Origin of the sequence: Nocardia sp. NPDC056564, assembly GCF_042793755.1 — a bacterium.
In the GTDB taxonomy this organism is placed as follows: Bacteria; Actinomycetota; Actinomycetes; order Mycobacteriales; family Mycobacteriaceae; genus Nocardia.
The window spans coordinates 68,590-90,594 of the sequence record NZ_JBHTUR010000021.1 but is presented as its reverse complement, the minus strand read 5'-3'; the positions used below and the strand labels follow the sequence as shown (position 1 = coordinate 90,594).

The window sequence follows — 22,005 nt, the reverse complement described above, 5'->3', positions numbered from 1 at the left end:
GGGAAGATCAATGAGCACCTTGGCTCCTGATCGCGCCGCCGGCGCGGAACCCACCACGAGCAATCGGCAACCGAAGGCCGTGTGGGCCGTCGCGTTCGCGAGCGTGATCGCGTTCATGGGCATCGGGCTGGTGGACCCGATCCTGAAACCGATCGGCGAACAACTGCACGCCTCGCCGTCGCAGGTGTCCCTGCTGTTCACCAGCTACATGCTCGTGACCGGCGTGGCCATGCTGATCACGGGCGTGGTGTCCAGCCGGTTCGGCGCGAAGAAGACGCTGGTGGCCGGCCTGGCCATCATCATCGTGTTCGCCGCGCTGGCGGGGTTGTCCGACACCGTCACGCAGATCGTCGGGTTCCGCGCCGGGTGGGGGCTGGGCAACGCCCTGTTCATCGCGACCGCGCTCGCCACCATCGTCGGCGCGGCCAGCGGCGGTGTCGCCCGCGCGATCATCCTCTACGAGGCCGCGCTCGGCATCGGCATCGCGACCGGGCCGCTGCTCGGCGGCGTACTCGGCGGAATCAGCTGGCGTGGACCGTTTTTCGGCGTCTCGGTGCTGATGGCCGTGGCCCTGGTGAGCATCGTCGTGCTGCTGCCAGAAGGCCCGAAGCCGACGCACCACACCTCGATCGCCGCGCCGTTCCGCGCGCTGCGCCACCGCGGGCTGCTGACCGTCAGCCTCACCGCGCTGCTCTACAACTTCGGCTTCTTCACCCTGCTCGCCTACACCCCGTTCCCGCTGGACATGGGCACCTACGCGATCGGCTTCATCTTCTGCGGCTGGGGCATCCTGCTCGCGCTGTCCTCGGTGTTCCTGGCGCCGCGGTTGCAGCGGCGGTTCGGTTCGCTGCCGATGATGGGCCTGTCCATCGCGCTGTTCGCCGCGGACCTCGCGGTGATGGCGGCGTTCGCCGAGCACAAGCCGGTGCTGATCATCGGCACCGTGCTGGCCGGGCTGTTCCTCGGCGTGAACAACACGCTGATCACCGAGGCCGTGATGATCTCCGCGCCGGTCGAGCGGTCGACCGCGTCGGCGGCCTACAGCTTCGTCCGCTTCGCCGGCGGCGCGGCCGCGCCGTATCTGGCGGGCAAGCTCGGCGAGCACAGCATCGCGCTGCCGTTCTGGGTCGGCGCCGCCTGTACCGCGGGTGCGGTGCTGGTGCTGCTGGCCGGGCGCGCGGCCCTCGCGCACATCGACGACCATGACCCGGCGCCGCACAGCGTCGCCGAGGCGCAAGCGATCACCGTCGGCGACTGAGCCCGGCACTCCGGCTGCCCGCACCCACTCAGGGTGCGGGCAGTTGTGCTGTGTGCGATCCCTACTCGGGTCGCCGCTCGGGAGTACCGTCGGATGTCATGGGCGATACGCAGCGCGGGCGGGTGAAGATCGAGACCAGCCAGAAGCGAGTTCGGGTATTTCTCGGCGGCCGGGTGGTCGCCGACACGGCGCAACCGGTGCTGGTGTGGGAGGGCCCGCACTATCCGACCTACTACATTCGGGCCGCGGATCTCCAGGCGAAACTCGAGCCGACCGGCCAGTCCCACCACTCCCCCAGCCGCGGTGACGCGACGGAGTACGACGTGGTCGTGGACGGCACCACCGCGACCGCCGCCGCGCTGCGCTATCACGATTCGCCGCTGCCCGAGCTGAACGATCTGGTGCGGCTCGACTGGAACAAGATGGACGAGTGGTTCGAGGAGGACGAGCCGGTCTACGTCCACCCGCGCGATCCATACTCCCGGGTCGACATCCTCGGCAGTTCCCGGCACGTGCGGGTCGAGATCGACGGCGTCACCGTGGCCGACTCGCACGCACCCCGCATCCTGTTCGAAACCGGCCTACCGGCCAGGTACTACCTGCCGATGACCGATGTCCGAATGGATCTGCTGCACCTCTCGGACACGCACACCAGCTGCCCCTACAAGGGCACCGCGGACTATTGGACCGTCCGCGTCGGCGACACCGAATACCCGGACTACGTATGGGGTTACCGCACCCCGCTGCCGGAGAGCCAGAAGATCGCGGGCCTGGTCTGCTTCTACAACGAGAAGGTCGACATCTACCTCGACGGGGAGTTGCAGGAACGGCCGAAGTCGCCGTTCAGCTGAGTCCGCGGTAGGCGGTCAGACCGTCCGCCAGTTCCTCGGCATCGCCGTCGTGGTGGGCGTCGAGAGCCTGCTGGAGGGCGAAAGTTCCTTGGATGGTGGCTATTCGGGTGGCGAGATCGGCGGTTGCCGCCCCGGCGAGGGTAAGTAGCCGGGTCAGTATGTCCGCGCCGTAGCCGGCACCGATCGCGGCGTAGTCCTCGGCCGGGTCGCCGAGGCAGGCACCGTCCCAGTCGACGACGCCGCGGAGTATCGGCAACCCATCCGGGTTGTCCCACAACAGGTTTTCACCGCCGAGATCTCCGTGCACCAGTGCGCCGGTCCGGTGCGGCAGGGCGGCGAGCGGGGCGAGTTCCCGCTCGGCCCGTTCTCGCCCGGCGGTTGTCATCAGCGGATACAGCTCGCCGCGGACGTCCTCGGCGAACCGGCTCCAGCGGTCGGCGGGCGCGGGCGGAAGCCGCTCGCGGACGCGCGCGTCGCTCCCCGCGATCGACAGCCTCTCCAACAGGTCATGACATTGCCGCGCAACAGCTTCCGCCACCCCGGGACCGCCGAGCAACTCCTCGGCCAGCGGCGCACCCGCAACCCTGGTCATGACCAGGTAATCCGCACCCGGCGGACCGATCGGCAGGTACTCCGGCACCGCCACCCCGAGATCGACACCGGCCAGCGCCCGCAGCACCGCCCCGCGCGCCGGTAATCGTTGCGCGGCAGCCTCGCTCCGCGCAAAGCACACCACCCGCCTGGACCCAACGACCACGTAGTGAAACTGCCCCTCCCGCACTTTCAACTCCCCGAACCGATCCCCGGGAAGCAACCGCCCGAGCACCTCCCCGTACACCTCCAGCACCCGCGCCGCCATCCCCCGAACCTACCGCCGCACGCCTTCTGATTTCCCGCACCGAAAATTGCATGCGATTCCAGGTGCGGGACATCAGGAGGCGTGCGGCGGGGGTCAGACGGCGACGAGTGGGGGGCGGTCTTCGGCTCGGCGGTATTGGCCGGGAGGTAGGCCGTATTCGCGTTTGAAGGCCTTGGCGAAGGCGAATTCGGAGGTGTAGCCGACCTTTCGGGCGACCGTGCCGAGGGGGGCGTCGGTGTCGCGGAGGAGGCGGGCGGCGGTGAGCATGCGCCAGCGGGTGACGTAGGCCAGCGGTGGTTCGCCGACGGTGGCGGCGAAGCGGCGGGCAAGCGTGGCGCGGGAGACGCCGGCGATGTCGCTGAGGTCAGGGACGGTCCAGGGCCGGGCCGGCTGTTCGTGCACGGCGCGAAGGGCGGCGGCCACCGCCGGATCGGCGAAAGCCCCTGCCCAGCCGGTGGATTGCGCGGAGGACTGCTCGTCGAACCACGCGCGCAGGGCGAAGAGCAGCAGGGTTTCCAGGATGGCAGGCACGGCGGCGTCGCTGCCCGGGCGTGGTTCGGCGATTTCGGCGGCGAGCAGGTCGACCGCGGCGCGCAGCGCGGGATGGCGACCGGGACGGGCGGGCAGATGGATGAATTCCGGCAGCTCGTCGAGCAGCGGATGACTGCGCTGCTTGCCGAGTTCATATGCGCCACAGAGCAATGCGGTGCGCACCCCCGGCCCGGTGACCTCCCTCGGTTCCCCCGGCTGCGCCTTCTCGGTGACCGGGCTGTCCAGGCTGTCGATCAGCACATGGTCGGCCCCGCGCGGCATGAACACGACGTCGCCGACGCCGAGCGCCATGGGCGTGCCGCCCGGCGGCACCAGCCAGCACGAGCCCTGCAACACGACGTGGAAACCGGCGCCGGGCACGACCGGATAGTCGCGTCCCCACGGGGCATGCCGGATGAACATCCCGGAGGTCGGACTGCCCGTGCGGATGGCGGCGATGGTCTCGCTGAGAACGTCCACTCCTTCACCATAGCGCTCCACTCTGAGTGTTTGAGATATAGCAGCGAGCAATACGGCCATTGGTTAACTCATACAGCGGCCATAGATTTGAGCCATGCCATCGACAAGCCGCACCGAATCCAGCAAGCGCATCGCCGTCTACGGCGCCACCGGCATCACCGGCGGCCACGTCCTCGCCGAACTACGCCGCCGCGGCCACACACCGATCCTGGTCGGCCGCAACGAAACTCGCATCCGCGCCGCCGCGACCGCGGCCGGCCTCCCGGACGCCGAGATCCGCGTCGCCGACCTCGCCGACCACGACGCACTGGTCACCGCGTTCACCGGCGCCGACGTGGTGATCAGCAGCCTGCCCGCCTACGTGGAGCACGGCGCGGCGGTCCTGGCCGCGGCGATCGACGCCGGGGCGCACTACACCGACATGTCCGGCGAGCAGCTGTTCCTGCAGCGGGTGTTCGACGAGTTCGGCCCGCGCGCCGAGGCGGCCGGGGTGAGCCTGGTCTCCGGCGTCACCGACAGCAATCTGCCGGGCGACCTGCTCGGCTACCTGACCACCCGCCGGGTGGGCGGCCCGGCCGAGGTCGTGGTCAGCCATCTGAGCAAGGGCGGCGGCAACGGTTCCAAGGGCAGCGCGAAGACGGTGCTGGCCAGCCTGGACTGGTTCCGCGGCGGCGGCTGGCACTACGCGGACGGCGAATTACACACCGGCGCAACGGCCCGGCACGCCTCGATGACCTTCCCCGGCGAGACCGCGCCGACCGCGGTGGCGAAATTCCCGCAGCCGCCGGTCCTCACGATCCCGCGCCACTCCGATGTCTCCTATGTCGAGGGCGTGCTCGCCACGTCGATCCTGGACACCCTCAGCGGCTTCACCGCGGACATCGTCGACTCGCTGCCCGACGCACCGAGCGCCGATCTGCGCTACGACCTGGTCGTCGACGCGTTCGGGGTGGACGGTCGCACGGTCCGCGGCGTGGTGAGCGGCGTGCACTCCTACCGCGATTCGGCGCTGATGGCGGTGGCGGTCGCCGTCCGGCTGGCCGACGGCACCGCCGAGCCGGGCGCGCTCGCACCTGCCGAAGCGCTCGAAGCGGCCGAATTCCTCGACGCACTGGCGCCTTTCGGCATCACCTGGCGCATCGCCGAACTCTGAACCGGGCGCAGGCGACTGTGGGGTGAGTGACCGGACTCGAACCCGCGACCTCCTGGATCACAACCAGGCGCTCTGACCGACTGAGCTACACCCACCATGTGTTCAGCCACGGTAACGCGACCATTCAGCTCCGGTCACCTGGTTTTTCATCGAGGACGCCCGGCACCGCCGCGCATGGATCAGGCATAGTCGAGAGATGACCGACAACCGACCCGAGCTCGCCGCCGCCCTCGACCTGTCACCGCATCCCGAGGGTGGCTGGTTCCGCGAAACCTGGCGCAGCGCCGTGGAATTCAAGCCGGACGGCTACGACGGCGCACGATCCAGCGCGACCGCGATCCACTTCCTGCTCATGCCCGGCGAGCAGTCCGCGCCGCACACGGTCCGCTCGGACGAGCTGTGGCTCTGGCATCGCGGCGGCCCGCTGGTGCTGAACATCGGCGGCGAGGAGGTCGTGCTCGGACCGGATGTCGAGCACGGTCAGGTGCTGCAGGCCGTGGTGCCGGGCGGGGTCAGCCAAGCGGCCCGACCGGCGGGCGACGAGTACGTGCTGGTCAGCTGCTTCGTCTCGCCCGGCTTCGATTTCGCCGACTTCCAGATGGACTGAGCCTCACGCCCCGGCGTACTCGCGCCGCGTCCGTTCGACGAGTTCGGCTACGCCGAGCACCTCGCTGACCCCGGACGCGGCGTGGCCTGCGCTCCAGATGTCCGACCAGTTCTTCGGCGCGTCGGGATCGGCGAAATGCGCTGCGGTGTCGAAGGTTCCGGCCCGCAGGGCAGCGACGTCGATGCCGAGCGACCGCATCGAACCGGCCAGCATGTTGGTCGGCAGGCCGGTGAAGGCGGAGGTCAGCACCACGTCGTCGAGGCTGGACGCGGCGATCAGGTCCTTGTGCGCGGGCGCGGCCATGCTCTCGGCGGTGGCGAGGAACTTGGTGCCCATGTAGGCGAGGTCCGCCCCCAGGGTGATCGCCGCGCGCAAGGCGACGCCGTCGGCGATGCCGCCGGCCACCACGACCGGGCCGTCGAAGAATTCGCGCACCGCGCGGACGAACGCGAACGGATTCGCCCAGCCGGTCTGCCCGCCCGCACCGGCGGTCAGCAGGATCAACCCGTCCACCCCGCACTCGACCGCCCGCACCGCGTGATGTACCGACGCCACGTCCGCGAGGACCAGCGAGCCCACCTCGTGCAGCGGGCCGACCACCTCGCGCGGGGTCCCGACCGAGGTGATCACGATCTCCGTCGGCTGCTCGCGCAACACCTGAAGATCCGGTCGCAGCCGCGCGTTGCCCGGGTGCACGATCAGATTCGCCGCGACCGGGGCAGGCCGCGCCCCGTTACCCGCTGCCAACGCCGCATCGATCGTCGACAGCCACTCCGAGAGTTGTTCCGGCGTACGGGCATTCACCGTCGGGAACGCGCCGATCACGCCGGCCCGGCAGGCCGCGATCACCAGCTCCGGCCCGGAGACCTGGAACATCGGCGCGGCGATCAACGGAACCGTCAGTCGCGCCGCGAGTTCGGTGAATCCAGCATTAGCCATGTCCGGACAATAGAGCAGCCCGTGCGACATCGAAAAACGTTTGGTGAGCTGCCCATACGGCACCCGCCGAAGTTGTCGTCTCGCCAGCGTGCGTCTACTCCGGGACCTCGACCAGGCCCTCGTCGACGGCCCACTTGATCGTCTTCTCCAACTGCGGGCAGGAATCGGGACGGCCGAGGCCGCCCCCGTTGCGGCTGAGTTCGGCGAAGACCGGGCAGTGCGTCTGCGGCGGCTCGGTCCACTGCACCGAGGTCTGGTGCGAACTGCTCTTGCGCACCAGCACCCGGCTCTGGCAGGCCTGACACGACACCGGTGTCAGGCCCTGCTCCAGATAGTGCTGCTTGTCGACCACGGTCTGGGCGCGCACTTCGGCCTGCCGCGCCGGTTGGTCGGCGAAGTCGGGTGCTTTCGCCCAGGTGGCCATCAGACTCCGGCCTCCGCCTGGTTGGCCGCCGCGGCAGCCTCGTCGGCCTCCCGCTTGCGCCGCAGGTTCTCCGCGACCTCGGCCTCCCACACCTCGTTCGCCTTGGTGGTGTCCACCTCGAACTCGAAGCGCTGGGTCATCTTGTCGGTGACGTCGGCGAGGTCGACGTAGAACTGGTCGTACCAGCGGCGCAGCTGGTAGACCGGGCCGTCCTCCTCGCACAGCAGCGGATTCTCGACCTTGGACTTGTGCTTCCAGATCTCCACGTCCTGCAGGAAGCCGACGCTGATGCCCTCGGTCATCTTGGCGGCCAGCTTGTCCGCCATCTCGCCCTCGACGCCCTGCGGCTTCTCCAGCGTGATGCCCCACTGCAGCACGAAGGAGTCCTGGGTCACCGGGTAGTGGCAGTTGATCAGGACGCTCTTGACCTCGTAGCCGGTGTACAGGTTGACCAGCGGATTGATCATGTAGGACGGCCCGAAGTAGGAGGCTTCCGAGGTCAGCGTGGTGTCGCCGCCGTATTTGGACGCCATCCCGATGTCCGGCCTGCCCTTGGTGTTCAAGTACTGAGTGGCGATGTGCCCCTCGAAGACGTTCTTGAAGTAGGTCGGGAAGGCGAAGTGGATGTAGAAGAAGTGCGCCATGTCGACCACGTTGTCGATGATCTCGCGGCAGTTCGCGCCCTCGATCAGCATGGAGTTCCAGGTCCAGTCGGTCCAGCCGCTGTCCAGTTGCTCGACCGGATTGCCGTCCGCATCGGTGTAAGGACCCTTGATATGCGGGATGGTCACCTCGGGCGGCGGCTGGCTGCCCTCGACGTCGTGCCAGACGAACAGCTGGCCGTTGCGCTCCAGCGTGGTCCACTTGCGGGTCCGCGCGAGCGGTGGCACGCGCTTCCCGTACGGAATCGCGGTGCATTTGCCGTTCGTACCGGACCAGCGCCAGTCGTGGAACGGGCAGGCGATGTCGTCACCCTTGACCTCGCCCATGCTCAGATCGCCGCCCATGTGCCTGCAGTAGGCGTCGAGCACCCGCAGCTCATCGTTGCTGTCGGCCCAGATCACGAGTTTGGTGCCGAACACATTCACCGCGTGCGGCTTGCCGTCGCGGAACGACTTGGCCAGACCGAGGCAATGCCATCCCCTCGCATAGCGGGTGGGTACGGTGCCGACATCTAGCTCCCGGACCTTCGCACCGCTCCCCTGTGGGGTAACTGCCATCGCGAATCCTCCTCCTTCTGTACTAGAACACGTTACAAAAATGTGGCGTTCCACGCCAGCGATTCACGCCACTTCCTGCACATGTCCATCCAAGACACCGGATCGACACCCGTTCTCGACAGAAATAGGAACCTGTTCTAGTCTCAGAAGCAAATGAGTACCGGTTATCCAATTGACCAGGCAGGAGTAGGTCCCGAGATGACGCAAGAAGTGACCGAACGGGTCGACGCGCTGTTGCCGAGCCTGCGCGAGCGCGCGCAGGAGGCCGAGGACCTACGCCGCATCCCCGACGAATCCATGAAGGCGTTGCAGGAGACCGGGTTCTTCCGGTTGCTGCAGCCCAAGCAGTGGGGCGGCCACGCGGCCGACCCGGTGGTCTTCTACGACACCGTGCGCAAGCTGGCCAGCGCGTGCGGATCCACCGGTTGGGTGGCGGGCATTGTCGGCGTACACAATTGGCATCTGGCGCTGTTCGACCAGCGGGCGCAGGAAGACGTCTGGGGCGAGGACACCGAGGTGCGGATCTCCTCGTCGTACGCGCCGATGGGCGCGGGCACCGTAGTCGAGGGCGGTTACCTGGTCAACGGCTCCTGGGCGTGGTCCTCGGGGTGCGATCACGCCACCTGGGCGGTGCTCGGCGGTCCGGTGATCAAGGACGGCAAGCCGGTCGACTTCGGCAGCTTTCTCATCCCGCGCGACGACTACCGCATCGACGATGTCTGGAATGTGGTCGGATTGCGCGGCACCGGGTCCAATACTGTTGTGGTGAAAGATGTTTTCGTCCCGACGCATCGCTTCCTCAGCTTCCGCAAGATGAGCGAGCTGACCGCGCCGGGGCTCGCGCAGAACACCGATCCGGTGTACCGGATGCCCTGGGGCACAATCCATCCCACCACCATCGCGACCCCGATCGTCGGCATGGCCTACGGCGCGTACGCGGCGCACGTCGAGCATCAGGGCAAGCGGGTGCGCGCGGCCTACGCGGGCGAGAAGGCGAAGGACGATCCGTTCGCCAAGGTGCGCATCGCGGAGGCGTCCAGCGACATCGACGCCGGCTGGCGCCAGCTGTCCGGCAATGTGGCCGACGAGTACGCACTGCTGCTGGCGGGCAAGGAGATTCCGTTCGACCTGCGGGTGCGCGCGCGGCGCGACCAGGTGCGCGCGACCGGCCGCTCGATCGCCGCCATCGACAAGCTGTTCGAGAGCTCGGGCGCCACCGCGCTGGCGAACGGCACTCCGCTGCAACGGTTCTGGCGCGACGCGCACGCGGGCCGGGTGCACGCGGCGAACGACCCGGAACGGGCTTACCAGATGTACGGCCAGCACGAGTTCGGGCTGCCCGTCGCCGACGCGATGGTCTAGGAGCTGCTGTGACGTCAACGGTGGAACTCACCGCGGAATCGACCTCCCGCTTCGCGCAGGTGCGCCCGGATCTGCGGCTGCACTATCACGAGGCAGGCGTCGGCAACGGGCCGACGATCGTGCTGCTGCACGGCGGCGGGCCGGGCGCGTCGTCCTGGTCGAACTTCGCCCGGAATATCTCGGTGCTGGCCCAGAATTTCCATGTGCTCGCCGTGGATCAGCCCGGATACGGGCAATCGGACAAGCCGACCGAGCATCCGCAGTACTTCGTGCACAGCTCGTCGGCGCTGAAGGATCTGCTCGATCACCTGCAGATCACCTCGCGGGTGCACCTGCTCGGCAATTCGCTCGGCGGCGGCACGGCCGTGCGGTTCGCGCTCGACTATCCGGATCGGGCCGGGAAACTGGTGCTGATGGGTCCGGGCGGGTTGAGCACCAACCTGTTCGCGCCCGACCCGACCGAGGGCGTCAAGCTGCTCGGCAAGTTCAGCTACCAGCCGACCAGGGAGAACCTGGAGGCGTTCCTGCGCATCATGGTCTTCGATCAGTCGCTGATCACCGACGAGCTGATCGACCAGCGCTTCGCCGCGGCGAGCACGCCGGAGTCGCTGGCCGCGGCCAAGGCGATGGGAAAGTCGTTCGCCGGCGCGGATTTCGAGCAGGGCATGCTCTGGCGCGACGCCTATAAACTGCGGCAGCCCGTGCTGTTGATCTGGGGTCGGGAAGACCGGGTCAATCCGCTCGACGGCGCGCTGGTCGCGACGAAACTGATTCCGCGCGTTCAGCTGCACGTGTTCGGCGGATGCGGGCATTGGGCACAGTTGGAGAAGTTCCACGAATTCAACCGGCTGACAATCGACTTCCTCGCCGGTTCCAAGGAGAAGTGATGGGGATTCGATCGCTGGCCTACCTGCGCATCGAGGCGACCGACATGGCCGCCTGGCGCGAGTACGGCCTCAAGGTGCTCGGCATGATCGAAGGCAAGGGCGGCAATCCGGACGCGCTGTATCTGCGGATGGACGAGTTCCCGGCCCGGCTGGTGATCTCGCCCGGCGAGCAGGACCGATTGCAGATCTCGGGCTGGGAGACCGCCAACGCGCAAGAGCTGCAAGATATTCGGACCCGGCTCGAAGGCGCGGGCGTGCCCTACAAGGAGGGTACCGCCGCGGAACTGGCCGATCGGCGGGTGCACGAGCTGATCCGTTTCGATGATCCCTCCGGCAACACGCTGGAGGCGTTTCACGGTGCGGCACTGGAACATCGGCGGGTGGTGAGCCCGTACGGGCACCGGTTCGTCACCGAGGAGCAGGGGCTCGGGCACGTCGTGCTCAGCACCAAGGACGATCAGGCGGCGCTGGAGTTCTACCGGGACGTGCTCGGTTTCCGGCTGCGCGACTCGATGCGGCTGCCACCGCAGATGGTCGGGCGACCGGCCGACGGCGACCCGGCCTGGCTGCGCTTCTTCGGCTGCAACCCGCGGCACCACTCGCTGGCGTTCCTGCCCATGCCGACGCCGAGCGGCATCGTGCACCTGATGCTCGAGGTGGAAGACGCCGACGACGTCGGGCTGTGCCTGGACCGCGCGCTGCGCAAGAAGGTGAAGATGTCGGCGACCCTCGGCCGGCACGTCAACGACAAGATGCTCTCGTTCTATATGAAGACGCCGGGCGGTTTCGATGTCGAATTCGGCTGCGAGGGACTCGAAGTCGACGACAATGATTGGATTGCCCGCGAATCCACGGCCGTGAGCCTGTGGGGCCACGACTTCACGGTCGGGCAGCGCCAGCAGTGACCGACAAGGGGATGGTAGATGGCGAAGCCAACGGGGTGGGTGAGCACAGTGCGAGCGAAACGATGACCCATCCTGAGATCGACGCACGGGCCTTCCGCAATGTGCTCGGCCAGTTCTGCACCGGTATCACCGTGATCACCACCTTCGATGACGCCGGCGCACCGATCGGTTTCGCCTGCCAGTCCTTCGCCGCCCTCTCCTTGGACCCGCCCCTGGTCCTGTTCTGCCCCACCACCACGTCGCGCTCCTGGGCGGCCATCGAGCAGGCCGGCCGCTTCTGCGTCAACGTACTGGCGGAGGAACAGCGAGAACTGTGCGCCCGCTTCGGTTCCCGCGAACCCGACAAGTTCGCCGACGCCCCCTGGCACACCTCCCCCCGCACCCTCCCCGTCCTCGACGACGCCCTGGCCACCATCGAGTGCACGGTGGAAAGCGTCGTCCCCGGCGGCGACCACCATATAGTCATCGGCCGGGTCCACGCCCTCACCGAGTCCACCACCTCCGGCCGCCCCCTCCTCTTCTACCGCGGCCAATACACCGCCATAGAACCGGACAAGACCACCCCCGCCCCCTGGCGCGCCGACCTCGACCACTTCCTGACTACAACCACCCTCGACACCTGGTTGTAGTCGACAGGCAGTGAAAATGGCCGAGAAACCTTGGTTTCTCGGCCATTTCGCGTTTCCGGCGCCTGCGCGCTGATGTCGCGGTGCAGACCGCGACATCAGCCGTTGCGGGATCAGGCGGTGGGGACGGTTTCTTTTTCGCGCTGGAGTTCCAGGGCGATGTCGATGAGTTGGTCTTCCTGGCCGCCGACGAGCTTGCGCCGGCCGGCGCGGACGAGCATTTCGGCGGCGGAGACGCCGTAGCGTTCGGCTTGGCGCTCGGCGTGCTTGAGGAAGCTGGAGTAGACGCCCGCGTAGCCCATCATCAGGGAGGAGCGGTCGAGGAGGCACTCCTGGGGCATGGCCGGGCGGACCACGTCTTCGGCGGCGTCGGCGATGGCGTAGAAGTCGATGCCGGTCTTGATGTCGAGCTTGTCGCAGACGCCGACCAGGGCCTCCACCGGGGTGTTGCCCGCGCCCGCGCCGAAACGGCGGGCGCTGCCGTCGATTTGGGTGGCACCGGCCCGAATGGCGTACACCGAGTTGGCCACGGCGAGGTCGAGGTTCTCGTGCCCGTGGAAGCCGACCTGGGCGTCGGAGCCGAGTTCGGCGACCAGGGCGGCGACCCGGTCGGTGACCTGGTCGAGCACCAGGGCGCCGGCGGAGTCGACGACGTAGACGCACTGGCAGCCCGCGTCGGCCATGATGCGGGCCTGCTTGGCCAGCACCTCGGGCGGCTGGGAGTGCGACATCATCAGGAAGCCGACGGTTTCCAGGCCGAGCTCGCGGGCCAGGCCGAAGTGCTGGATGGAGACATCGGCCTCGGTGCAGTGGGTGGCGATGCGGCAGATCGAGGCGCCGTTGTCCTGGGAGATCTTGATGTCCTCCTTGACGCCGACGCCGGGCAGCATCAGGACCGCGATCTTGGCCTGGGTCGCGGTCTCCGCGGCGATCTTGATCAGTTCCTGCTCCGGGGTCTTGGAGAACCCGTAGTTGAACGAGGAACCGCCGAGGCCGTCACCGTGCGTGACCTCGATGACCGGCACCCGGGCACCGTCGAGGGCGGCGACGATGTCGCGGACCTCGGTGGCGGTGAACTGGTGGCGCTTGTGGTGGGATCCGTCGCGCAGCGAGGTGTCGGTGACGCGGATGTCGAGTTCTGCTGAATAAGCCATGTTTTCGCTCCTTACACCCGAGCCGAGACGATTTGACCGGCGATGACCTCGCCGACCTGTGTCGCGGCGGCGGTCATGATGTCGAGGTTGCCCGCGTACGGCGGCAGGAAGTCGCCCGCGCCCTCGACCTCGACGAAGACCGAGACCTTCGCCATGCCACCGGAAATGACCGACGGCGGGTCGAACTGCGGGTCGTTGAGCAGGCGGTAACCGGGCACGTACTGCTGGATGTCGGCGACCATCCGGTGGATGGAATCGGTGATGGCGTCGGTGTCGGCATCCTCGGGGATAGCGCAGAAGATGGTGTCGCGCATGATCATCGGCGGCTCCGCCGGATTGAGGATGATGATCGCCTTGCCCCGCTGCGCGCCGCCGATGGTTTCGACGCCGCGGCTGGTGGTCTTGGTGAACTCGTCGATGTTGGCGCGGGTGCCGGGGCCGGCCGAGACCGAGGACACCGAGGCGACGATCTCCGCGTAAACCACCGGTACGACGCGGGATACGGCGGCGACGATCGGAATGGTGGCCTGGCCGCCGCAGGTGATCATGTTGACGTTCGGCGCGTCCAGGTTCGCACCGAGGTTCACCGGCGGCACCACGGCGGGGCCGACGGCGGCCGGGGTGAGATCCACCGCCCGGATGCCTGCCTCGGCGTATCGCGGCGCGGCGGCACGGTGCACGTACGCCGAGGTGGCCTCGAAGATCAGGTCGGGCAACTCGGACTGGCCGAGCAGCCAGTCCACCCCTTCGGCGGAGGTCTCCAGCCCCAGCCCGCGGGCCCGCTTCAAACCCTCGCTGTCGGGATCGATCCCGATCATCCACCGCGGCTCGATCGCCTCCGACCGCAGCAGTTTGTAGAGCAGATCGGTACTGATATTGCCGGACCCGACGATCGCGGCGGTGACGGTCCCGTTGTCGGACACCACAAGCCTCCTATATGAATTGCAAACGGACAGAACCGAGTCCAGCGAACTCGGCATGGAATGCGTCGCCGGGGCGCGCGTCGATGGCGCGGGTGCAGGAGCCGGGCAGCACGATGTCGCCCGCCTTCAGCCGCACCCCGAAGCTCGCGACCTTGCGCGCCAGCCAGGCCACCGCGATCACCGGGTCGCCGAGCACGGCGTCGCTGCGCCCCTCGGCCACCACCTCGCCGTTGCGGGTGAGCACCGCGTCGATCTTCTTGATGTCGATGTCCCCGGGCGCCACCCGCTCCTGGCCGAGCACATACCCGGCGGAGGAGGCGTTGTCGGAGATCGTGTCGGTCAGGCCGATCTTCCAGTCCTTGATCCGCGAGTCGATCAGCTCGATGGCCGGCGCGAAAGCGACGGTCGCGGCGAGCACGTCGGCCTCGGTGCAGTCCGCGCCGGGCAGGTCGGCGCCGAGCACGAAGCCGACCTCCACCTCGACCCTGGGGAACAGATAGCGCCCGGCCTCGACCGGAACGTCTTCGTAGACTTCCATTTCCGCGAGCAGGTGACCGTAGTCGGGTTCGTCCACGCCCATCATCTGCTGCATGGCCTTGGAGGAGAGGCCGACCTTGTGCCCGACGATCCGGGCGCCGCTGTCGAGCCTGCGCCGGATGTTGATCAGCTGGATCTCGTAGGCATCGACCACATCGATGTCCGGATGCCGGGCGACCAGCGGATCGATCGCCACCCGGTCGCGTTCGGCGAGCTCGAGCTCATCGGCCAATGCGGTTCGTACCGTGTCGGACAGCACCTAGTTTCCTTCCATTCGATCGAGCGCCCCGAGTTGTTCGGAAAGCACCTGTTCCCCCGCCGCGGACCGACCGGCCCGGCGACCGGAGAAGATGCAGTCGGACAGCGAAAGCCCGCTGACATAGGACTGCGAGCAGATGCCGACGGCGGTCCGGCCTGCCGCGAAGAGTCCCGGAATATCGCTTCCGGTGGTCGATTTCACCGCGCCGGTATGTTCGTCCACGACCACGCCGCCGAGGGTGAGCATCGGGCACGGATTGGCCAGGCTCGGTTTGATGCCGACATCCAGCAGCCAGAACGGCCCGGTACGAAGCGATTTGGTGAATTCGGCGGGCTTGCCGACCGGGTCCGGTGTGCCGTCCTCGATCGCGGTGTTGTGCGCGTCCACCGTGGCCAGCAGCCCGGCCACGTCGATACCGGCCTTGGCCGCGACGGCTTCGAGCGTCGCGCCGCGCTTGGCGGTGCGCCGCATCGTCTCGAACTGCCCGCGCTGGAACCACGCGCCCTGCTTGCCGATCTGGCCGATCGCGGTCCGCATCAGTTCGTCGTCGGCGAGCAACCAGCCCTTGCCGTCGTGGCCGGTGATGAGCGCGTGGCCGACCGCCGCGCCGTACCTGGTCTCGTCGATGACCCGGCGACCCGCGGCGTCGACCAGGATCGCACCGGTAAAGGCGCTGGGCGGCAGGAGGAATCGCCACGCGGAGACATTGCCCATCCGGTCGGTGGCCGCGCCGGCCCGCTGTGCCAGCTGGATGCCGCTGCCGTCGTCACCGGTGGTGCCGAGCGCGAGGCCGCCGCGATAGGCCGGGGCGTGTTCGCGCACCAGCGCGCGATTGGCGATGAATCCACCGGCGCTGAGCACCACGCCGCGGCGAGCCAGCACCCGAATCGTCTTGCCGTACTGGCGATCCAGCCGTTCGAGGCGCTTCTCCAGCGCGGCCCGCAGCGGCGGGTAGTAGATGCCGGGCTTGGCCGCGACCTTCGCCATGCGGGTGTACCGATCACGGACCCGGCCCGGTGCGTCGCGCAGCGACCGGCACTCGACGCCGATCACCGAGCCCGCGTCGTCGACGATCAGTTGGGTTGCCTGCGTGAGGGTTTCGACCCGGACACCGAGCCGGGAGGCGGCCGCGCCGAGCGGGCCCGTGAGCTGCTTGCCGGAGGTACCCTTGCCCTTGACCCGATGCCCGCGCTGCGCGGCGGGGATGTCCCGGAACGCGCCGGAGATCTCGCTGCCCGAGTAGTACAGGTAGTAGCTGTCGTTCGGATACGACGTCTTGTACGGGCACAGCGACGCCTCGAACGGAACGCCATGGCCCTTCAGCCACTCGATCATCGCCGGGCTGCCGTCGACGAACCGGCGCAGCGTCTCCGGCGACACCGCGTCGCCGACCTCGCGCTCCAGGTACGCGAGCATCGCCTCGGGCGTATCCGTGACACCGGCCTCCCGTTGCACCGACGTCCCGCCGCCCGCGTAGATGATCCCGCCGGACAGCGCCGACGCTCCGCCGCCGGCGAATCGCTCCAGCGCGAGCACCTGCGCGCCCTCGGCCGCCGCCTCCAGCGCCGCGGCGGCGCCGGCCGCGCCGAAACCCACGACGACCACGTCGGCAACCAGGTCCCAATCGAACCCCATGTACTTCACTCCGGTCTGAAACTGAAACGAGTTTCTCAGCAAACGGAAAGCCGAGTAAGTCTTCTGCCACACAACATAGACCAATGGCCGCCTCATTCTATAACGTGTTCTACATGATTGATCGGGAATACGATGTGGTGGTCGTCGGCAGCGGCGCTGCGGGCATGACCGCCGCCCTCACCGCCGCCCACCACGGGCTCAGCGTGGTGCTCATCGAGAAGGCCGCGCACTACGGCGGGTCCACCGCACGCTCCGGCGGTGGCGTCTGGATCCCCGGCAACAAGGCGCTGCGCGCGTCCGGCCGACCGGACGACCGCGAGGCGGCCCGCACCTACCTGCACAGCATCATCGGCGACGTGGTGCCCAAGGAGCGGATCGACACCTACATCGACCGGGGTCCGGAGGCGTTCGACTTCGTGCTCGACCACACCCCGCTGAAGATGAAGTGGGTGCCGGGCTACTCCGACTACTACCCGGAGGCGCCGGGCGGACTGGGCGAGGGACGCTCCTGCGAACCGGCCCCGTTCAACGCCAAGGTGCTCGGCGCGGAGCTGGCCAACCTGGAGCCGCCGTACGCCAAGGCGCCGCTGAACGTGGTGGTCATGCAGGCCGACTTCGTCCGGCTCAACCTGATCCGCAGGCACCCGAAGGGCATGGCCCGCGCGCTGCGGGTCGGCGCGCGCACCTACTGGGCCAAGTTCACCGGCAAGCACATCCTCGGCATGGGCCAGGCGATCATCGCCGCCATGCGCAAGGGGCTGCTCGACGCGAACGTGCCGCTGCTGCTGAACACCCCGCTGACCGGTCTCGTGGTGGACAACGGCGTGGTCACCGGGGTCGAGGCCGAGCACGAGGGGCAGCCGGTCACCATCACCGCGCGCTACGGCGTGGTCCTGGGCAGCGGCGGTTTCGAGCACAGTGCCGAGCTGCGCACCAAGTACCAGCGCCAGCCGATCACCACCGAGTGGACCACCGGCGCGGCCGCGAACACCGGCGACGGCATCGTCGCGGGCATGGCGGCCGGCGGCGATGTCGGCTTCATGAAGGACGCCTGGTGGGGTCCGACCATTTTCAAGGGCGGGCGGCCGTGGTTCGCGCTGGCCGAGCGCAATCTGCCGGGCACCATCATGGTCAACGCCACCGGCAAGCGGTTCGGCAACGAGTCCGCGCCCTACGTCGAGGCCGTGCACACCATGTACGGCGGCGAGTACGGGCAGGGCGAGGGTCCCGGCGAGAACATTCCGGCCTGGCTGGTCTTCGATCAGCGCTACCGCAATCGCTACATCTTCGCCGGATTGCAGCCGGGCCAGCGCTTTCCGTCGCGCTGGCTGGAGAACGACAACATCGTCAAGGCGGACACCCTCGAGGAGCTGGCCACCAAGATCGGTGTCCCCGCCGCCGACCTCGCCGCCACCGTCGCGCGGTTCAACACCTTCGCCGAGACCGGCAAGGACGAGGACTTCGGTCGCGGCGACAGTCACTACGACCGCTACTACGGCGACCCGACGGTGAAGCCGAACCCGTGCCTCGCGGCGCTGGTCCAGGGACCGTTCTATGCCGCGAAGATCGTGCCCGGCGATCTCGGCACCAAGGGCGGCCTGGTCGCCGACACCGCGGGGCGGGTGCTGCGCGAGGACGGCACCCCGATCGAGGGGCTGTACGCCGCGGGCAACAGCTCGACCCCGGTGATGGGCCACACCTACGCAGGCCCCGGGGCCACCATCGGTCCCGCGCTCACCTTCGGCTACCTGGCGGTGCTCGATATCGTCGAGAAGAAGGCGGCCCAGCCCACCCGTCCACTGCCGTCCGGCAAGGAGTCCTGATGCCGATCGATCCGAAAGTCGCGCTCGGCGCGGAACTTCCGAGCCGCGAATTCGCCTGGACACCGTCCGACGTGCAGCTGTATCAGCTCGGGCTCGGGGCGGGCACGCGCTGGACCGACCCGGCCGAGCTGCGCTACCTCGACGATCGCGAGCCGCAGGTGCTGCCGACGTTCGCGACCGTCGCGCCGACCCTGCACGAGACCGAGCCGCCGCGGGTCAGCTTCCCCGGCATCGACATCGACCTGGCGAAGGTGGTGCACGGCCATCAGGAGGTGGAGCTGCACCGCCCGATCCCGGCCGCGGGCAAGGCGACCAGCACCGGGCGGATCACCGAGCTCTGGGACAAGGGCGCCGCGGCCGTGGTCGTGCAGGAGCAGACGGTCACCGGTTCCGACGGTGCGCCGCTGTGGACCGCGCGCTCGTCGATCTTCGCGCGCGGTGAGGGCGGCTTCGGCGGCGAGCGCGGGCCGAGCACCAAATCCGAGCTGCCGGATCGCGCACCGGATTTCGACGTGACCACGGCGACGCTGCCGCAGCAGGCGCTGCTCTACCGGATGTGCGGCGACCGCAATCCGCTGCATTCCGATCCCGAATTCGCCCGCGCCGCCGGGTTTCCCGCGCCGATTCTGCACGGGCTGTGCACCTACGGCATCGTCTGCAAGACGGCCACCGACACCGTGCTCGGGTCGGATACCGCCCGGGTCACCGGATTTCGCGCCCGGTTCGCGGGCGTGCTCTATCCGGGTGAAACGATCCGCACCCGGATCTGGCAGCAGGACGGCGAACTGACGATCGCCGCGACGGCGGTCGAGCGCGAGGACGCGCCCGTGCTCGGCGACGTGACCCTGCGGTTCCGCGCCGCCTGAGGTCTACCCCCGCGGTTGGGGGGTCGCGGCGGCGCGGGGGCGGCGGATCGCCGCGCCGTGGACGAGTAGGGCGTACAGCGTGAGCACCAGGATGGGGGCGGCCAGTGGGGCCCAGGCCAGGCGCACCGGGAGCAGGGCCGCGCCGACGGCTACCGCGGTGAAGCCGACCGCACCGGTCACCGACGGGACCGTGGTCGGCACCACGCCGTGCGGGGCGGTGACCGTGGCGGCGTTGAGCAGGTAGGTGGTCGCGACCAATCCCATTGCGGCGGAAGCGAGTACACCGGGGCTCGCGACGGCGAGCACGCCGATGGCGAGCAGGACGGCGGCGACCGCGACCGGGCGGAACCACCAGCCGAGGGCGATCAGCACGAGGGCGGGGACGGCGGCCCATGGTTCCAGCAGCGCCACCGAGGTCACCAGCAACACGCCCGACAGGACGGCGAGGAATCGGGTCATCGGCGCACCCGCACGGTACGCCGGTGTTCGGGCAGCACACGCATGATCTGATCCAGCCGGGTGTCCGCGGGCCAGGCCACGATATCCACCCCGACGGTGCCCATGTCGCGGTACATGGAGGCGCGTTCGAGCTGCCACATCTTGGCCAGGGTCGGGTCGAGCGCCCCTCGGAACGGCGTGCCCCGCAGGACATCCACCACCACCACGACGTGGCCGCGCTTGCGCAGATCGATCAGCGCGAGCGCGAACTGGGTGTCGAGCAGGGTGGAGAACGCCACCACGATCGCGCCGAGCGGCACGGCCGAGTGCGGCGCCAACGTGCCGGTGGTCGGGATGTGCTCGTCGCCGACGCCGAGGACCGTGTCCACGACCCGATAGAACTGCCGTCGCCCGATATCGGGCCGCAGCCAGCGTGGCGCCTGGCCGAGACACACGACGGCGGTCCGGTCGCCGGCCTGCAACGTGGATTGGACCACCTGTGCCGCACCGCGCACCGAGAGTTCCAGCGAATCGGTGGCGGGGCCCGGCGCCTGTTGCGAAGTATCAACCAGCACAACGACATCCGCGGAACGGTTGGTCAGCCGCTCGGTGACGTACAACCGGCCGCGCCGCGCACTCACCGGCCAGTTGACGATGCGCAGCTGGTCACCCGGCGCGTAGGCGCGGATATCGGCGTACTCGACGCCGGGCCCGTACCGCCTGGTCAGGTGCGTGCCGAGGCGCTCGGGCAGTTCGGTGCGCGGCAACCGCATTCGCTGCGGATCGGTGATCGGATAGACGAACAGCTGCCCCGCGGGCAGCACGACGTTCGCCACCGCCAGACCCGCCGGGCTCAGCGCGGACACCCGCACCGACACCGGATAACGCCCCCACCGATCCGCCGACAGCGCGAGCCGCAGACCGGCGGGCGCCACACCCGAGTCGCCGGCCTCCTCGACTTCAATGCCAAGTGCCGCAACCTTTTCCGGCTTCAACCGGAGCAGCGCGTGCCCCTGCTCGACGAACGCGGCGACGGTCAGCACCACCTCTTCGGATTCGAAGCAGCGCAGCGTCCCGCCCCCGTCCACCTGGATCCGGGTCGAGGACTGCTGCCACGGCGCGGTGGCCAGCACGCCGAGCAGCGGCGCGGCGAAAACGACCAGCTGCCACCGACCGAGCAGGACCGCGAGCACCAGCGCCGCTGCGGCGCAGATCGCCAGCATGAAGACCAACGGTGCCGGGCGCCACCGCAATTCGGCCTCGACCGCGGTGCTGGCGTCGCGATGCCTCATGTGACCGTGGCACGCGGAACCGGCAGGCGGCGCAGCAATTCGGTGATCACGTCCTCGCCGCGGATCCGGCGCACCCACATCTCCGGGCGCAGGGTGATCCGGTGCGCCATGGCCGGAATCGCCAGGGCCTTCACGTCTTCCGGGATCACATAGTCGCGCCCGAGCAGTAGCGCACGGGCGCGCGCCATCTGCACCAGGTCCAGCTCCGCGCGCGGACTCGCGCCGACCTCCACCTGCGGGTGCGCCCTGGTGGCGGAGGCGAGCGCGACCACGTAGCTCACCACGTCCGGATGCACCGTTACGTACTCGACCGATTGGCGCATCTCCAGCAGCCCGTTCGCGTCTACCACCTGGGTGACCTGCGGCGTCGTCGCGCCGCGCTCCAGCCTGCGGCGGATCATCTGCTTCTCGTCCTGCTCGGACAGGTACCCGAGCCGGAGCTGGATCGCGAACCGGTCCAGCTGCGCCTCCGGCAGCGGATAGGTGCCCTCGTACTCGATCGGGTTGTCGGTGGCCAGCACGATGAACGGCTGGGGCAGCTGGAAGGTTTCGCCGTCGATGCTGACCTGTCCCTCGGCCATCGACTCCAGCAGCGCGGCTTGGGTTTTCGGCGGAGTCCGGTTGATCTCGTCCGCGAGCAGCACGTTGGTGAACACCGGTCCGCGGCGAAAGGTGAACCGGCCGGAGTTCATGTCGTAGATGGTCGAGCCGAGCAGGTCGGCGGGTAGCAGGTCGGGGGTGAACTGCACGCGGGTGAATTGCAGGCCGAGCGCCGCGGCGAACGACCTGGCGATCAACGTCTTGCCGAGACCGGGCAGGTCCTCGATCAGGACGTGACCGCCGGCCAGCACCGCGACCAAGATCAACCGCATTTCTTCCTGCTTGCCCACGATGACCCGGGATAGCTCCCGGAGCACGGCATCGCTGCGCTGGACCGTGACGTCCATCGGCATCGTCATGTGTGTACCCGCACTTG

Annotated in this window: 22 protein-coding genes and 1 tRNA gene; 10 read left to right on the top strand and 13 right to left on the bottom strand. The window is 68.6% G+C overall.

The annotated features are described in order from the left end of the window. The first annotated feature begins 10 nt into the window (after positions 1 to 10). Both ACFQ9K_RS36690 and ACFQ9K_RS36685 read left to right on the top strand, forming a co-directional pair. Positions 11 to 1,258, top strand: a complete 1,248-nt coding sequence (locus tag ACFQ9K_RS36690) for an MFS transporter (RefSeq protein ID WP_378722486.1) — start codon at positions 11 to 13, stop codon at positions 1,256 to 1,258. A 98-nt stretch (positions 1,259 to 1,356) separates the two neighbouring features. Then, positions 1,357 to 2,109 (top strand): DUF427 domain-containing protein, encoded by a 753-nt coding sequence (locus ACFQ9K_RS36685; RefSeq protein WP_378722487.1) that lies wholly within the window; start codon positions 1,357 to 1,359, stop codon positions 2,107 to 2,109. On the opposite strand, the gene ACFQ9K_RS36680 is transcribed toward ACFQ9K_RS36685, so the two are convergent. Both ACFQ9K_RS36680 and ACFQ9K_RS36675 read right to left on the bottom strand, forming a co-directional pair. Continuing rightward, positions 2,102 to 2,968 carry a phosphotransferase family protein gene (locus ACFQ9K_RS36680; RefSeq protein ID WP_378722488.1) on the bottom strand — a complete coding sequence of 289 codons (867 nt, stop codon included), beginning with the start codon at positions 2,966 to 2,968 and terminating at the stop codon, positions 2,102 to 2,104. The two genes, ACFQ9K_RS36685 and ACFQ9K_RS36680, sit on opposite strands and share 8 nt — an antisense overlap. Positions 2,969 to 3,061: 93 nt before the next feature. After that, positions 3,062 to 3,979 (bottom strand): AraC family transcriptional regulator, encoded by a 918-nt coding sequence (locus ACFQ9K_RS36675; protein WP_378718668.1) that lies wholly within the window; start codon positions 3,977 to 3,979, stop codon positions 3,062 to 3,064. Positions 3,980 to 4,073: 94 nt separating this feature from the next. Here ACFQ9K_RS36675 and ACFQ9K_RS36670 point away from each other — a divergent pair, with 94 nt between their 5' ends. Further along, positions 4,074 to 5,132 carry a saccharopine dehydrogenase NADP-binding domain-containing protein gene (locus ACFQ9K_RS36670; RefSeq protein WP_378718666.1) on the top strand — a complete coding sequence of 353 codons (1,059 nt, stop codon included), beginning with the start codon at positions 4,074 to 4,076 and terminating at the stop codon, positions 5,130 to 5,132. An 18-nt stretch (positions 5,133 to 5,150) separates the two neighbouring features. Here ACFQ9K_RS36670 and ACFQ9K_RS36665 read toward each other — a convergent pair. Further along, positions 5,151 to 5,227, bottom strand: a tRNA-His gene (locus ACFQ9K_RS36665). 101 nt (positions 5,228 to 5,328) lie between these two features. Between ACFQ9K_RS36665 and ACFQ9K_RS36660 the strand changes: the two genes are divergently transcribed. Beyond that, a complete protein-coding gene (locus ACFQ9K_RS36660) occupies positions 5,329 to 5,739 on the top strand; it encodes a cupin domain-containing protein (protein WP_378718664.1) in 411 nt (136 codons plus the stop codon). Between the two features lie 3 nt (positions 5,740 to 5,742). On the opposite strand, the gene ACFQ9K_RS36655 is transcribed toward ACFQ9K_RS36660, so the two are convergent. The 3 genes from ACFQ9K_RS36655 to ACFQ9K_RS36645 form a co-directional block, all read right to left on the bottom strand. After that, positions 5,743 to 6,678: an NAD(P)H-dependent flavin oxidoreductase gene (locus ACFQ9K_RS36655; protein ID WP_378718663.1), complete on the bottom strand. Its 936-nt coding sequence runs from the start codon at positions 6,676 to 6,678 to the stop codon at positions 5,743 to 5,745. Positions 6,679 to 6,772: 94 nt separating this feature from the next. Then, positions 6,773 to 7,102, bottom strand: coding sequence for a hypothetical protein (locus ACFQ9K_RS36650; protein ID WP_378718662.1), 330 nt, complete (start codon positions 7,100 to 7,102; stop codon positions 6,773 to 6,775). After that, the gene (locus ACFQ9K_RS36645) at positions 7,102 to 8,322 is read right to left on the bottom strand and encodes a Rieske 2Fe-2S domain-containing protein (RefSeq protein ID WP_378718661.1); all 1,221 of its coding nucleotides are present in this window, start codon (positions 8,320 to 8,322) and stop codon (positions 7,102 to 7,104) included. Before ACFQ9K_RS36645 ends, ACFQ9K_RS36650 begins: the two co-directional genes overlap by 1 nt. A 198-nt stretch (positions 8,323 to 8,520) precedes the next feature. Between ACFQ9K_RS36645 and hsaA the strand changes: the two genes are divergently transcribed. The 4 genes from hsaA (at position 8,521) to hsaB (ending at position 12,105) form a co-directional block, all read left to right on the top strand. Further along, positions 8,521 to 9,684, top strand: a complete 1,164-nt coding sequence (hsaA, locus tag ACFQ9K_RS36640; RefSeq protein ID WP_378718658.1) for a 3-hydroxy-9,10-secoandrosta-1,3,5(10)-triene-9,17-dione monooxygenase oxygenase subunit — start codon at positions 8,521 to 8,523, stop codon at positions 9,682 to 9,684. 8 nt (positions 9,685 to 9,692) lie between these two features. Continuing rightward, positions 9,693 to 10,571 carry a 4,5:9,10-diseco-3-hydroxy-5,9,17-trioxoandrosta-1(10),2-diene-4-oate hydrolase gene (hsaD, locus tag ACFQ9K_RS36635; RefSeq protein ID WP_378718656.1) on the top strand — a complete coding sequence of 293 codons (879 nt, stop codon included), beginning with the start codon at positions 9,693 to 9,695 and terminating at the stop codon, positions 10,569 to 10,571. Next, entirely contained in the window at positions 10,571 to 11,476 is a 906-nt protein-coding gene (gene hsaC, locus ACFQ9K_RS36630; protein WP_378718654.1) for an iron-dependent extradiol dioxygenase HsaC, read from the top strand. Before hsaD ends, hsaC begins: the two co-directional genes overlap by 1 nt. 62 nt (positions 11,477 to 11,538) lie before the next feature. Beyond that, on the top strand, positions 11,539 to 12,105 hold the full coding sequence (gene hsaB, locus ACFQ9K_RS36625) for a 3-hydroxy-9,10-secoandrosta-1,3,5(10)-triene-9,17-dione monooxygenase reductase subunit (protein ID WP_378718653.1): 567 nt from the start codon (positions 11,539 to 11,541) through the stop codon (positions 12,103 to 12,105). A 110-nt stretch (positions 12,106 to 12,215) separates the two neighbouring features. Here the strand turns inward: hsaB and dmpG are convergent, their stop codons facing one another. Genes dmpG through ACFQ9K_RS36605 form a run of 4 tightly spaced genes read right to left on the bottom strand, consistent with a single transcriptional unit; the run spans position 12,216 to position 16,610 of the window. Then, on the bottom strand, positions 12,216 to 13,256 hold the full coding sequence (gene dmpG, locus ACFQ9K_RS36620) for a 4-hydroxy-2-oxovalerate aldolase (RefSeq protein ID WP_378718652.1): 1,041 nt from the start codon (positions 13,254 to 13,256) through the stop codon (positions 12,216 to 12,218). Positions 13,257 to 13,267: 11 nt separating this feature from the next. Then, on the bottom strand, positions 13,268 to 14,179 hold the full coding sequence (locus tag ACFQ9K_RS36615) for an acetaldehyde dehydrogenase (acetylating) (protein ID WP_378718651.1): 912 nt from the start codon (positions 14,177 to 14,179) through the stop codon (positions 13,268 to 13,270). Positions 14,180 to 14,189: 10 nt separating this feature from the next. Beyond that, on the bottom strand, positions 14,190 to 14,975 hold the full coding sequence (locus ACFQ9K_RS36610) for a 2-keto-4-pentenoate hydratase (RefSeq protein WP_378718650.1): 786 nt from the start codon (positions 14,973 to 14,975) through the stop codon (positions 14,190 to 14,192). After that, complete coding sequence (locus ACFQ9K_RS36605) at positions 14,976 to 16,610, bottom strand: FAD-binding protein (RefSeq protein ID WP_378718648.1); 1,635 nt, start codon at positions 16,608 to 16,610, stop codon at positions 14,976 to 14,978. It abuts the gene before it with no gap. A gap of 113 nt (positions 16,611 to 16,723) precedes the next feature. Between ACFQ9K_RS36605 and kstD the strand changes: the two genes are divergently transcribed. After that, on the top strand, positions 16,724 to 18,433 hold the full coding sequence (gene kstD, locus ACFQ9K_RS36600; protein ID WP_378718646.1) for a 3-oxosteroid 1-dehydrogenase: 1,710 nt from the start codon (positions 16,724 to 16,726) through the stop codon (positions 18,431 to 18,433). Beyond that, on the top strand, positions 18,433 to 19,299 hold the full coding sequence (locus ACFQ9K_RS36595; RefSeq protein WP_378718644.1) for a MaoC/PaaZ C-terminal domain-containing protein: 867 nt from the start codon (positions 18,433 to 18,435) through the stop codon (positions 19,297 to 19,299). Before kstD ends, ACFQ9K_RS36595 begins: the two co-directional genes overlap by 1 nt. Positions 19,300 to 19,302: 3 nt before the next feature. Here ACFQ9K_RS36595 and ACFQ9K_RS36590 read toward each other — a convergent pair whose 3' ends face one another. From ACFQ9K_RS36590 to ACFQ9K_RS36580, 3 genes are read right to left on the bottom strand one after another with little or no spacing between them, the layout of a single operon-like run. Then, the gene (locus ACFQ9K_RS36590) at positions 19,303 to 19,758 is read right to left on the bottom strand and encodes a hypothetical protein (RefSeq protein WP_378718642.1); all 456 of its coding nucleotides are present in this window, start codon (positions 19,756 to 19,758) and stop codon (positions 19,303 to 19,305) included. Further along, a complete protein-coding gene (locus tag ACFQ9K_RS36585) occupies positions 19,755 to 21,029 on the bottom strand; it encodes a DUF58 domain-containing protein (RefSeq protein WP_378718640.1) in 1,275 nt (424 codons plus the stop codon). The genes ACFQ9K_RS36590 and ACFQ9K_RS36585 overlap by 4 nt, the downstream gene beginning before the upstream one ends. Then, positions 21,026 to 21,988, bottom strand: coding sequence for an AAA family ATPase (locus ACFQ9K_RS36580; RefSeq protein WP_378718638.1), 963 nt, complete (start codon positions 21,986 to 21,988; stop codon positions 21,026 to 21,028). Before ACFQ9K_RS36580 ends, ACFQ9K_RS36585 begins: the two co-directional genes overlap by 4 nt. Between the last annotated feature and the right edge of the window lie 17 nt (positions 21,989 to 22,005).

Coding starts and splice junctions, on each gene's coding strand:
- ACFQ9K_RS36650 (WP_378718662.1), bottom strand. CDS start 7,102: ATGGCCACCTGGGCGAAAGCACCCGACTTCGCCGACCAACCGGCGCGG.
- ACFQ9K_RS36655 (WP_378718663.1), bottom strand. CDS start 6,678: ATGGCTAATGCTGGATTCACCGAACTCGCGGCGCGACTGACGGTTCCG.
- ACFQ9K_RS36685 (WP_378722487.1), top strand. CDS start 1,357: ATGGGCGATACGCAGCGCGGGCGGGTGAAGATCGAGACCAGCCAGAAG.
- kstD (WP_378718646.1), top strand. CDS start 16,724: ATGATTGATCGGGAATACGATGTGGTGGTCGTCGGCAGCGGCGCTGCG.
- ACFQ9K_RS36605 (WP_378718648.1), bottom strand. CDS start 16,610: ATGGGGTTCGATTGGGACCTGGTTGCCGACGTGGTCGTCGTGGGTTTC.
- hsaB (WP_378718653.1), top strand. CDS start 11,539: ATGACCCATCCTGAGATCGACGCACGGGCCTTCCGCAATGTGCTCGGC.
- ACFQ9K_RS36680 (WP_378722488.1), bottom strand. CDS start 2,968: ATGGCGGCGCGGGTGCTGGAGGTGTACGGGGAGGTGCTCGGGCGGTTG.
- ACFQ9K_RS36595 (WP_378718644.1), top strand. CDS start 18,433: ATGCCGATCGATCCGAAAGTCGCGCTCGGCGCGGAACTTCCGAGCCGC.
- ACFQ9K_RS36690 (WP_378722486.1), top strand. CDS start 11: ATGAGCACCTTGGCTCCTGATCGCGCCGCCGGCGCGGAACCCACCACG.
- ACFQ9K_RS36580 (WP_378718638.1), bottom strand. CDS start 21,988: ATGACGATGCCGATGGACGTCACGGTCCAGCGCAGCGATGCCGTGCTC.
- ACFQ9K_RS36670 (WP_378718666.1), top strand. CDS start 4,074: ATGCCATCGACAAGCCGCACCGAATCCAGCAAGCGCATCGCCGTCTAC.
- hsaC (WP_378718654.1), top strand. CDS start 10,571: ATGGGGATTCGATCGCTGGCCTACCTGCGCATCGAGGCGACCGACATG.
- ACFQ9K_RS36590 (WP_378718642.1), bottom strand. CDS start 19,758: ATGACCCGATTCCTCGCCGTCCTGTCGGGCGTGTTGCTGGTGACCTCG.
- ACFQ9K_RS36585 (WP_378718640.1), bottom strand. CDS start 21,029: ATGAGGCATCGCGACGCCAGCACCGCGGTCGAGGCCGAATTGCGGTGG.
- dmpG (WP_378718652.1), bottom strand. CDS start 13,256: ATGGCTTATTCAGCAGAACTCGACATCCGCGTCACCGACACCTCGCTG.
- ACFQ9K_RS36660 (WP_378718664.1), top strand. CDS start 5,329: ATGACCGACAACCGACCCGAGCTCGCCGCCGCCCTCGACCTGTCACCG.
- hsaA (WP_378718658.1), top strand. CDS start 8,521: ATGACGCAAGAAGTGACCGAACGGGTCGACGCGCTGTTGCCGAGCCTG.
- ACFQ9K_RS36645 (WP_378718661.1), bottom strand. CDS start 8,322: ATGGCAGTTACCCCACAGGGGAGCGGTGCGAAGGTCCGGGAGCTAGAT.